Genomic DNA, 12,128 nt, shown 5'->3' with positions numbered 1-12,128 from the left:
ACGCCCCAGAGGATTCCTCAACGATCCGAAATACACGCATCGACCCGAGATGGACACGAAGTCATGAGACATCAATGGACACACCTGGTTGAGACATCACGTGGCCCCGATGTCCTGAGACATGACAACCGGGAGAGACGGCATGAACCGGACTCTCGGTGCGGGCTGAGACCATCGAGTGTCCACTCCGGGTAACGTGCAGGTATGACTTCAGCTGAGCACACACCTGCGCAGACATCCACGCACACCCCCGCGCTCGACCTTCCGTACCTCGATGCGGCCACTCCCGCGACCGTCGACCTGTTCAAGCACGTCAACGGCACCTGGCTGCGCGACCATGAGATCCCGCAGGACCGTTCCGGCGATGGCGCGATGCGCGAACTCTTCGACGGCGCCGAGGACGCGGTCCGCGAGCTCATCACCGCCCTGTCCCAGCCCGTCGGCTCCGCAGATTCCCCCACGCACGCCCCGGGCAGCCCCGAGCAGCAGGTCGCCGACCTCTACGCCAGCTTCATGGACACGGACACGATCGCCGAACGCGGCCTGAGCCCGCTGGCCGAGGACTTCGCCACGATCAAGGCCGCAGCCGACAAATCCGCCCTCGCGGAAGTCCTGGGCAGGCTGGAGCGCACGGGGACCTCGGGCCCCGTGGCGATCTACGTCGATGCCGACGCCAAGGACTCAGCCCACTACGCGCTCTACACCCACCAGGGCGGGATCCACCTGCCCGACGAGGTCTACTACTCCAGCGAGGACTACGCCGAGATCCGCGAGCAGTACCGGGAGCACATCGCGCGGATGAGCGCTTTGGCGGGCCTGAGCGTACACACCGGCTACAGCGATGCGGAGCTGGCCGAGCAGGTGCTGGCATTCGAGACCGCAGTGGCCGCCCACCACTGGGACCGCGTGCGCACGCGCGATGCGGAGGCCGGCTACAACCCGAAGACCGCAGCAGAGGCCGTCGAACTGGCCGCGGGCTTCGACTTCGCCGCATGGCTGACCGGCGCAGGTCTGGAGACCGTCGAGCGGATGATCGTGGGCCAGCCGGACTTCCTGACCGGGCTGGGTGCGGTATGGCAGGAGACCGACCTGCAGGTACTCCGGACCTGGGCGCTGTTCAGCGTGTTGGAGGAGAACGCCGCACTGCTGACCGATGAGATCTCCCGGGCCGACTTCGAGTTCTTCGGGCGCGCACTTTCGGGCACTCCCGAACAGCGGGAGCGCTGGAAGCGAGGCGTGTCGATCGTCGAATCGCTGCTGGGCCAGGCGGTGGGCAAGCTGTACGTGGCCCAGCACTTCCCGCCCCAGTCCAAGGCGCGGATCGCCGAGCTGGTCGACAAGCTGGTCGAGGCCTATGAGCACTCGATCAAGGACCTGGACTGGATGGGCCCTGACACCAAGGTCCGCGCGCTGGAGAAACTGGGACTGTTCGGCGTCAAGGTGGGTTACCCGGACGTCTGGCGCAGCTACGACTTCACCGTGGTCGCCGACGACCTGGTGGGCAATGTGCGCCGGGCCTCGGTCGCAGAGTACGACAGGCTGACCGGACGGATCGGCGGGGAGATCGATCGCGAGGAATGGCTGATGACCCCACAGACGGTCAACGCCTACTACCACCCGGTGCTCAACGAGATCGTGTTCCCCGCGGCGATCCTGCAGGCGCCGTTCTTCGACCCACAGGCCTCCGACGCCGCGAACTTCGGGGCGGTCGGCGCGGTAATCGGCCACGAGATCGGCCACGGCTTCGACGACCAGGGATCCCGCTACGACGGCCACGGCAATCTGGTCGACTGGTGGACGGCCGAGGACCGGGCCCGGTTCGAGGAGCGCACGAGCGGGTTGATCGCCCAGTACGATGCGCTGGTGCCCGAGGGCTTCGCCGATGAACCGAAGTTCCACGTCAACGGCGGGCTGACGATCGGCGAGAACATTGGCGATCTGGGCGGGCTGTCGATCGCCTGGAAGGCCCTGCACCTGGCCGCCGCGGCATCCGGGACCGAGGTGACGGCCCAGGACGCACACGACTTCTTCTGCAGCTGGGCGAACGCCTGGCGGGCCAAGTTCAGGCCGGCAGAACGCGAGCGCCGGCTGTCGATCGATCCGCATGCGCCCGAGGAGTTCCGCTGCAATCAGATCGTGAAGAACATCGACGCCTTCGCCGATTTTTTCGGTGTGACCGAGGCCGATCCGATGTGGTTGGCGCCCGAGGAGCGCGTGACGATCTGGTGAGCTAGGGCAGGGCCGGTCCACGGACTCGGTGGAAGCAACGCGGGGAATCTCCTCCAGTGCAGGGGGAGATTCCCCGCCTTGCGTCCTCTACCCCGATGAACGGAATCCACGTAGGCACTGCCTGCTGGATTACACAATCCATCTGGAGAGGGACCCACCGCATCAGAGTAGTCAAAGCCGTATAGGTCAGTAGTCTGGGAACACCAGGCTACTGATCTCACACGTAAATTAAGGTTTTCACAGCTAGGATGGATGTGGTTTCGGCTCACGGCAATTCGGCTCCCAAACAGAGCAGGAGAACCGAGATTGGAAAGGCACCATCTTGTCGCACCATCCTTTGGACCATGTACCACCGCGTCCTTCCGGATTCGCGCGGAACCTCGAAGTTCCCGAGTCGGGCCACGAAACAGGCGGCAGCGCCAGCACCCCGCATTCGCCCGGCCGGTCACGCGAGGACTTCATCCGCCACCTGGCCGACGAGTTGGCCGCCGGCAACTCCTGCCTGGTCGTCGGCGAGGTCGGCTCCGGCCTCACCCGCACCGCCCGGGCACTGGCCGGAGTCCTGCACCGCACCACCGCGCAGCGAGACTCCGGCCCATATCCCGCTCAGGGCGACGGCTCCCCGGCCGTGGGACCGGACCGGTTCCTGCTGCAGGCCACCACCGGAACCACCGCCGAGGAGCTTGAGGGATTCCTCCGCCCCGATGCCGGCGGGCACTGCATCCGGATCGTCGAGGCGGCGCACCGGCTGCCGGAGGAGGCCGGGCCACTCATCGATGCGAGTCTGGCCGATGGCCGGGTGGCGTTGTGCTGCTTCATCGACATGGACGCCCTGCGACTCGCCGCGAACCGCTCAGGCACCCTCGCCCTGCTACGCGATGCCTGGCTGTCCGGTCGACTCATCCGCCTGGACGTACCGGAACTCACCGACCACGAAGTCCGCCAGATCATCATGGACATCTGCCCACCCGGGACCCTCGACGACCTCCAACTGCAGACACTCGTCGTCCTCTCGGAGGGACGTCCACTGGTCGCCGCCGATCTGGCGGCGTGGGCACTCTACGAACCGTATCTCGTACCCCGGCACTATCCCCGCGGCAGCGTTGACTCCCACTATCTGGGCGCACAGGCGCCGAGCCGCCTGGCCGACCGGGCCCGCGGTCTGTCGCAGACCAGGGTGCGCGCCGCCGTCATGCTCGCCGAGCTGAGCCCACTGCCCCGCCAGACCGCCACACAGTTGTTCGGAGCGCCCACCGTCGGGACCCTGACGAGTCTGGGCCTGGCCCACCGCATCCCGGGCGCGCACAGTTATGTCGTCGTCTCTCCCCTGACGGCCAACGCCCTCTTGGAGACGGCGGAGGCGCCCTCGGACGAGGACTGGGATTCCGTCGAGGGCAGTCTGCAGCGGCTGTGGGATTCGGGATACGCCATCGGGGAATCGGCGACCCTGCGCCTGGCCAGGAGCCTCGTGCATTCGGGCACCGCCGGCGCGCAGCACACGCCCCTGTTCATCGCGGCCGCGCGCATCGCCAACCGGCTGGGCAATCCGGTCGAGGCCGAGGTCTTCCTGAAATCGGCGTCCATCGAGCAGCCCGCGCTCCCCGCAGTGGAGCTCCAGCACCTGACGTCGCTGCTGATCCGCGGAGAGTACCGCCCCGCCCGGGCCATGGCCGAGCGGGCTGCGGAACGGGCCACAGTGAAAGCCGCTTCCGGAACCCCGCCCGATGTCGAGCTGCTCTACACCATTGCCACCATCATCGCCTGGACGGGCCCGAACCTCGGTGTTCCCGCCTGGTGGACCGCTTTCCTCCAAGGACCGGTGGAACAGGAGTACCCAGGGGCCGGAAAGCTCCTCGACTCGTTCGCCAATAGCGCGCGCCTCGATCCGGAGGCCGCCCTGCTGGTCGCCGACAACCGTGATCTGCCCAGCGTGCTTCGGCTGTCCGCGCTGATTCTGCTGTGCCAGGACCGGCTCAGCCGCGGCCAACCGGAGGAGCTGCGGGATTTCGCCGAGCGGGGCACGGAGATCATCGCAGAACTCCTGGCCGTGCGCGATCACACCCCGGATGGGTTGTCACTGTCGATGATCTGGTTCTTCGTCGTCGCCACCTCGGTGGAATTCATGCTGGCCGGCATCGAGCCCGAACAGACGACGACCACTCTGCGCGGGCTCCTCAGCGAAGCGGTGACGAACCCCGAACAGGTCAGCTCGGTGGCATCCAGCGCCACGGCTTGGTGCCAGGGGCTGCGGCGGGTGCTGCGAGGAGAGTTGGAGACCGCGGCACGGGATCTGGACGCCCTTGCCGATGTACTCAATCCCTCCCTGCTAGCGGTGGGCTGGGGCATGCACACGACGATCCGCCGACTGCTCAGCGTCTCGTCCCGGCAGCGAATCGGGTCCGTTCTCCACGCCCGCGGCACCATCGCCGCCAGACATCCGTCCTCCCACCTCGAACTCCTGGTGGCACTGCTGCAGGGCCCCGGCGCCGACCCGTCCGAGCCCCGGCCCGACTGGATGCACGCCGTGTTCCTGCACGCGCAGGTGCTCGATGGAACCGTGGCGGCGGGGCAGGCGGCAAGGGAACTCGAGAGCTTGCAGCGGATCGGGCTGCCCGGCCCTCTGGCCCTGCGCGATCATGTGTTGGCCCTGGCAGCCGGGGACGCAGACGCCCTGTTCGACGCCGGACGACGCCTGGCCGCCACGAACTACCGTGAAGCCGCCGAACACGCACTGCAGCACGCGCGGGCCCTGTTCATCGCCAATCGGTCCGCCAAACGTGCGGCTGAGGCCGGGGCCATGCTCAAGACGATCGCGACTGGACGGCCGGCACCGCGGATCGAATCGTCCGAGTCCGCCGCGCCGGTGTCCCTGACACGGCGGGAAGCGGAGATCTGCAGGTTGGTCGGCGAGGGCCTGACCAATGTCAAGATCAGCCAGAGATTGTTCCTCTCGGTGCGGACCGTGGAATCCCACGTGCTCTCGGCCCGTGGCAAGCTGGGGGCCGCGCGGCGCACCGACATCCCACAGCGCATCCTCGAGCTCCGGGCGGCCGGTCGCCTGCAGACGCACTGAACCTACCGATTCGCAGTCGTTTTGGTCTGAAATCCGCGGCGGATTTCAGACCAAAACGACTGCGAATCGGAGAGTCCGGCTTCAGTGGCGGCTGCCTCGCGCAGCCGCCGGTTTGCCCGCCCACCAGACGTAGCCGATCGCGGCCAGTAGACCCCCGCCCAGGATCAGCACCCACCAGGGGAAGCCAGGCACGTTCGGGGCGGATGTCCCGGCCTCCTGATCAGCCGGCGGGGTCGGGAAGATCCGCTGGGCGGTGACCAGAATCCGCTGGGAGTTGATGCCCAGCGGAGTGCAGGTGACCAACGTGACCAGATCCTTGCCCGCCTCGGGCCGCAGGGATTCGGTCTGGTCCGGGTCGACGACCTTGGTCGATATCACCTGGTAGGCCAGCACCTCGCCGAAGGTCGTCAGGGTGAGGTGATCGCCCTTGCCGATCTTGTCCAGATTGGTGAACATCGTGGCCTCCGCCAGGCCACGGTGACCGGTGATGACGGCATGGGTGTCTGCACCGCCCACGGGCAGGCTAGTGCCCTGCAGATGCCCCAGGCCCTTGAGCAGGGTTTCGTCCGAGGTCCCGTGGTAGATCGGCAGATCCAGATCGATCTTGGGGATCCGCAGGCGCGACATCACCGGGCTGCGACCGTCGTTGAGGGCCTCGGCGTAGGTGGGCACATCGGATGCCCTGGAATCCTCACCCGCTGCCGGAGTGCGCCCGGAGGGGATCCGGTGGCCGGCCTCCAGGGTGGCGCCGAATTCCAGCTGCTCATTGTAGGCACGGGCTGCCTTGAGCTGTTCCGCATTGGACTTGGCGTCGCCGTCGTGGACAGTGCCGGCGTCTTCGACGATCTTCGCCTGGTCCAGCTGGTTGAACCACGCTGCGACGGACGGGTACATCCACACGCTCAGGCCCACCAGGGCCACGACGGCGATGAAGGCCGGGAGTTTCGGGAAACGCCAGCGGCGCAGTCCGGCTTTCGCCGGCCTGCGCCGCTGCGTGAGCGTACCGCTCATAGTCGTGCTACTACCCGATTGCTCAGGCGTTCGTCTTGCGACGGTTGGCGGCGACGATGCCCGCACCCGCGGCGATCAGCAGCAGGGCGATACCGGCGATGGTCGCCAGCAGCTTGCCGTTGGCACCGGTCAGGGGCAGTTCCGGGTGACCGGACTGCGTGTTGGCGACCTTGGCGATGGCGGCATGGGCGGTGTCATTGGCCTTGACGGTCACATTGATCGGCGTGGAGTCCAGCACGTAGCCGGCCGGGGCCTTGGTCTCGACCAGGGTGTAGTCCTCGGTCGTGTCATCGTCGTTGCCGACCCACAGGGTGATGCCGGCCTTGCCGTTGGCGTCGGTCTTCAGATGGCCGACGACCTTGTCACCGTGCTTGACGTCGAATTCCGCACCGGCCAGGAACTTGGACTCATCGTCCTTGGCGTACTTCGTCAGGTCCAGCGAACCCCAGTTGGTGGTGGGCTCATTGGTCTCGGTGCCGGTCTCGTGCTTGGGATCGTTCGTGTAGACGATGGCCTTGTTCTCGATCGTGCCATCGCCCTGGTCCTTGACGGTGGTGGTGATATGGGCGGTCACGACCTGCGCCGGCTTGAGCTTGGCGACACCGGTGGCGGTGAACTCGATGGTGACCTTCTGGCCGTCGACCTTCACCGTGTAGTCGGTGCCCGCGGTGAAGCCGTCAACGGTCGCGGACTTGTAGCCCAGGCGGGAGTCCAGATCATCGCCGATGGAGAAGTTGGCGATCTTCTTGCCCTTGGCGTTGACCGGTGCCTTGATGTCCCAGGTCACGTCGGAGCCGATGACCACGTTGGAAGGATCGTTGACCTCCTTGACCGGGGTGCCCTCCTTGACGGTGTTCTTGGGGTAGACGTTGACGTCGTACAACCAGCCGCCTTTGCCCTGGGGCAGCGGCAGGGTCACCAGGAAGTCGGCGGCCTTGGCGGTGACGGCATCCGAGTTGGACTCGACGACCTTGTACAGGCCCAGGTCCAGGTTGGACCAGTCGATTTCTCCGGCTGCGTTGGTGGTCTTCTCGCCCACCGTGGTCAGTGCTGCGCCGGTGTAATTGCCGGCCTTGGCCTGCGAGGCCTCGGTCCAGCCGGCGTCCGTCGTCAGGTCGACGCCGTTCACCTTGTAGAGGGTGAAGCCGATGCCCTCGATGGGGTTGCCCAGAGCGTCGGTGTCGGTGATCTTCGAGCCATCGCCTGCTCCGCCGGGGTTTTCCGAGTCGGACTTGTGCAGGGTGATGGAGCCCTTGGCCGTGGAATCGATGTTGCCGACACCGGTGACTTCAACGGCGTTGGCGGCACCGGAGAGGCCGGCGACGCTCAGAGCGGAAGCGGCCGCGATGACAGTCAGACGCTGCCACAAGCCGAACTTCGAGTTTCCCATGGGTGTTTCCTTTCAGGGGTGGCCGGATGGCCGGGTATGGAGAATCGTGGGTGGGTTTGCTGCTGGAGGGTTCAGGCGCTGCGGCGTCGGCGGATGCCGTAGACCGAGGCGGCTGCTCCGGCGACCAGCAGGGTCGCCCCGCCGGCCAGGACGAAGGCGTCCGTGCCACGGCCGCCGGTCAGCGGCAGCGCGGGCGCTTCGGCCTGTGTGTTGACGATCGTCCCGATGTTCAGGGCCAGATCATCGCCCTTGACGGTGAACTGGTGTTCCTTATCGTCGAGCGTGTAGCCCACGGGAGCCTTGGACTCCCGGAGGGTGTAGTCGCCCCAGTGCAGACCGTCGAGCTTGAAGGTGCCTGCGGCAGGGTCCTTGTCAGCACCCGTGCACGCGTCCGCATTGTCCGCAACGCAGTCCTCAACGGAGGTCGTGGAGTTGCCGGGGCCCGTCAGGGTCCAGACGGAGCCGGCCAGGCCGTGGCCTCCGTCGTCGACCTTGGACCAGGTGGCCTGGCCGGGCTTGTCCGAGTTGGTGATCGTGCAGGTGACGTCCTTGCCGGACTTCAGGTCGACCTTCGCATCGGAGACGTCCACGGTGTTCTTATCCGCATCCACACAGCTCCAGGCGCTTGCCCGGTAGCCGGCCTTGGCGCCGGATTCGGACAGGGTGTAGTCGCCGGCCGGAACGCTGACCGTCGTGACGTCGGCGGTGCCCGTCCTACCCTCGATGGTCTTGTCCGCGCCGACCGCCTTGAGCGTCCAGTCGGAGGCCTTGCCATCGCCGGAGTACCTGTTGTCGACCTGCTTGACCAGGCTCAGGTGGGAGCCCGCGACCTTGTTCGTGTACGAGCACTTCACGGAGTCGCCGGGCACAATGCCCTTCAGCGACTTCGCGTTCTCGTCATCGAGCTTGGTCTTGGTCGTGGAGCCGTCCAGGTGGGTCACGGTGCACGAGCCCTCGTGGAAGGCATAACCGGACTGCTGGACCTCGGAGACGTCCACCGTGGCTTGAGAGAAACTGGTGCCGAACTTCAGCGCCCACTTCGCATCGCCGGAGGCGTTGGTCTTCTGGGTTGCGGCGGTGGGAACCGAGTTGACCGTGCCCGAGGTGGTGGTGGTCTTGGCGCCCACCGTCCAGTCCTTGGCAGCGGTGGCGTTCTCGCCCTTGGCGTCCGCGACGTCCTTGTGGATCGTCACATCGGCGGTCAGCGGGGCGTTCTTGATCGTGCAGACGACCGCCTTGGCGCCGGCCGGGATCGACACCTTGCCCGAGGTCCCGGTTCCGCTGGCATTGTCCATATGCCGGCCGTCGGCTTCGCACTCATAGGCCGAGGCGTAGTCGCCCAAGTCGGTATTGCCCACGCCGGCTTCCGAGAAGGTCAGTTCGGTTTCGCGCTTGGCCAGCTGTGGGCCGACGATCTGGTCCTGGATGCCGATGTCGCTGCCCTCGGTAGTGGCCTCGCCCAAAACCGTGCTGCCCTGCTTGGCGGTCAGGTGGAACTGATCGGCTGCCTGCGCGCGGCCCACCACGTCCTTGCGGACGGTGATCGTGGCCGGAGAGGAGCACGAGGCCAGGTCGGTGCTGGACAGGCCACGGTTGACGAAAGTGGCCTGGTTCGACCAGTTCGGCATGTCATAGGACTGCACGGTACTGCCCGAGCCCAGATAGGCCTTGCCATCGGAATCGAAGGCGACGCCGTTGACATTGGAGGTTGTGTCATAGGTACCGGACACCGAGGACGTGATGCGACCGCCATTGCCCCGCGCCAAGTTCGCAGCTGTCACCGAGAAGACCTTGATCTTACTACCGCTGCCCAGGACCACGAAGAGGTTGCCGTCGGCATCGAAGGCGATGTCGCCATTCGCACGAGATTCGCGAGGGATCGCAGGTGCGCTGATGTCGCCCACGTAGGTGGGCGAGCCGGACCCCGTGTACTTCCAGATCTTGAAAGTCTGATTATTACCCGACCCAGAATATCCACCGAAGTAGTAGTCCCCCGTGGCCAGGTTCACAGCGCCGGCGACGAGACTACTGGCCTGGTAATTACCGGACAGCGAATAGTCGGTTTTCTTGCTCCAGGCTCCGGCGATCGGGTTGTACTGATATATCGTCATATTCGATCGATTACCGCGCTCATAGGCGTAGATCGGCTGACCGTCGGTGCCGATGCCCAGGCCGTTGAACGAGCTGACATTGCTGGCCGCGCTACCCACCGCAGCGACATTGCCATTCGTCACCTCCTGCAGTTGCCCGTTCGCAGACACCCCGTAGATGACACCGGCATCACAGCGAATGGTGCGTGCCGCGGCCCTCGGGCCGATGTCGACGGACTTCACCGCGTCTGTGGAATTCGCAGCCGATGCCGTTGCACTGGAAGTGGAGTCCGCGGTCGCCGTGCTCGTCGCCGTCGAATCGGCGGCGGCCTCCGCGGAGGTGTTCGGTGCGGCCCAAGAGGTCCCGGCGCCGAATCCCACGCCGGTGGCCGTCAGCGCCACGGTGGCGACAACGGCGCTCAGTCGTTTCAGGCTACCGGGGCGAGCGCGCCCGGTGGCGTGTTCAGATTTCTTCACTACTTCTGCTCCTCAGATGGACCTGCTGGGGAGCAGGTTCGAGCTCGATACGCGCCCAAACCTACGAGGGAACCGAGAAGAACCCATAGGTATCCTGCGGAAGATACGTAGTCGCGCCAAACAGCCGCTCGTAAATCCGTAAAGTGTACGTAGTAATCCGCATCACCCAAGGGGGAGATTTCGCCATAGCCGAACTCTCTACCCCACCCGATTACCGCAAGGGGATATTGAATAGCGGCGCGAAGGTGAAGCCCTCGACTGCCCTGTTCCCCTGCACGCGCAGGACTCCGGGGTTCGCACGGATCAGGTAGCCGGCGGGAGCCCGCGTCTGCATGACCGTGTATTCGCCGTCGGCCAGCACGCCCACCCGGATCCGGCCCGGCGCCGGGTCGTAATCATTGGCGCCGTTGTCCTCCACGATCGCGAAAGTGCCGTCGGGCCCGGTCAGGCGCCAGGTCGAACCGCCCAGCAGCCAACCGGGGTCGGTCGTGTCGGTCGCCCCCATGTCCAACAGGCACCAGGACACGCTGCCCGTACCCATCACCTCGGGAGCGCCGGTCGGGCCCATCCCCGTACCCGTATCCGGTGCGTCGGGGCACGGGCCACCCGCAGTCGGGGCCTCCCCCGGCACCGTCGTGGCGTCCGGCGGCTGGGGCGTGCTCGGGACCGGCGTGCCGCTGGGGACCGAGGGTGTCACGGTAGCCGTCGGCGAGGTGCCGGGCATAGGGCTCGCGGTCGGGATAGGCGGGGTAGTAGACGGCTCCGGGCTCGGCACCGGCGGCACGGGTACGGTCGGAGCCGTGACCTCGGGTGCGGGGGCGGTAGTCGAAGGCCCCGCCGAGGGACTCGGTTCCGGCTGCGCGCAGTTGCCCAACGCGGCCTCCTGCAGGGTCGCGGGCAGGTCCTCGTAGTCACCCACCAGGTGGTAGTCGGAGCCGGCATCCGGCCCGGAGATCACCCGCAGGTTCGAGGCATTGACGCTCTCACCCACGCCCAGTGCCACGATCCGCGTACCGGCGGCCTGCAGCGCTGCGGCCGAGGCCCCGGCCCGTTCCAGGTCGATCGCATCGGTGCGGGTCCCCAGGTCATGATTGCCCTGCTGTCCCGGCACGCCATAGGCGGTGGGCCTGCCGTCAGTGACGAACAGGACAAGATCGTAGCCCGTCCCCACTTGGGCCAGGCCCCGGTCCCAGTTCGTGCCGCCCACGGAGGCGGGCACCCGCTGGAGGTCGTCGATGGCCGCATCCACGGTCCCGGCCCCGGATTCCTCGGCGACAGGGGTTGCGGCCAGGGACTGGTTCGTCCGGTCCGGGGCATAGCTGGCGAAGGTGTACAGGCCCACACTGCTGGGTGTACCGGCCAGGCCGGAGACCACCCCGTGGGCGGCCCGCTTCGCCTGGGCCACGTCCGCGGCACTCAGCGAGGACGACATGTCGAGGACCATGGCGACCCGCAAGCCGCAGCGCGCGGGCAGCGGCGGATTCGTCTGGGCAAACGCGGGGCGCGCGAACAGCGCCAGGACGCCCAGTAGCAGACCCAACACGCACAGAGCGGCGCCCCATCGGCGCCGCGTTCCCCCACCAGACATGGTTCCTCCGGATTGGAACCGCACACTTCGAACTGCGGACCGATATGGCCGCTCGTGCGGTATCTCAACCTATGAATATAACAGGCGGCACACCACGTGATTCCCCCCTCCGAATAGCAGTCACCTTGGTCTTGAAAACCGGAGGCGGTCTCAAGGTGCTAGTGCAACACCCTTCCCAGGAGGGGCGTATGCCATACATCGCAGTGAACTACTCGAACCAGGAATGGTCCGAGGTGCTTAACGAGATCGTTCGGGGAATTCCTGTCGCCC

6 protein-coding genes are annotated in these 12,128 nt (G+C 66.4%); 2 read left to right on the top strand and 4 right to left on the bottom strand.

The annotated features are described in order from the left end of the window. The first annotated feature begins 204 nt into the window (after nucleotides 1-204). Complete coding sequence (locus NQ038_RS14925; protein WP_257062956.1) at nucleotides 205-2,229, top strand: M13 family metallopeptidase; 2,025 nt, start codon at nucleotides 205-207, stop codon at nucleotides 2,227-2,229. Nucleotides 2,230-2,566: 337 nt separating this feature from the next. Beyond that, nucleotides 2,567-5,302, top strand: a complete 2,736-nt coding sequence (locus tag NQ038_RS14920; protein WP_257062954.1) for a LuxR family transcriptional regulator — start codon at nucleotides 2,567-2,569, stop codon at nucleotides 5,300-5,302. Nucleotides 5,303-5,383: 81 nt separating this feature from the next. Here NQ038_RS14920 and NQ038_RS14915 read toward each other — a convergent pair whose 3' ends face one another. The 4 genes from NQ038_RS14915 to NQ038_RS14900 form a co-directional block, all read right to left on the bottom strand. Further along, nucleotides 5,384-6,313: a class C sortase gene (locus tag NQ038_RS14915; RefSeq protein WP_257062953.1), complete on the bottom strand. Its 930-nt coding sequence runs from the start codon at nucleotides 6,311-6,313 to the stop codon at nucleotides 5,384-5,386. 22 nt (nucleotides 6,314-6,335) lie between these two features. Continuing rightward, a complete protein-coding gene (locus NQ038_RS14910) occupies nucleotides 6,336-7,703 on the bottom strand; it encodes a SpaH/EbpB family LPXTG-anchored major pilin (RefSeq protein WP_257062952.1) in 1,368 nt (455 codons plus the stop codon). A gap of 71 nt (nucleotides 7,704-7,774) precedes the next feature. Continuing rightward, the gene (locus NQ038_RS15710) at nucleotides 7,775-10,270 is read right to left on the bottom strand and encodes a prealbumin-like fold domain-containing protein (protein ID WP_257062950.1); all 2,496 of its coding nucleotides are present in this window, start codon (nucleotides 10,268-10,270) and stop codon (nucleotides 7,775-7,777) included. Between the two features lie 211 nt (nucleotides 10,271-10,481). Then, nucleotides 10,482-11,858, bottom strand: a complete 1,377-nt coding sequence (locus NQ038_RS14900; RefSeq protein WP_257062948.1) for a vWA domain-containing protein — start codon at nucleotides 11,856-11,858, stop codon at nucleotides 10,482-10,484. Nucleotides 11,859-12,128 lie beyond the last annotated feature (270 nt).

The organism is Brevibacterium sp. 50QC2O2 (assembly GCF_024580675.1).
GTDB classification, from domain to species: domain Bacteria; phylum Actinomycetota; class Actinomycetes; order Actinomycetales; family Brevibacteriaceae; genus Brevibacterium; species Brevibacterium moorei.
The sequence above is the reverse complement of the archived record's forward strand: the minus strand, read 5'-3'. Positions and strand labels throughout refer to the sequence as shown.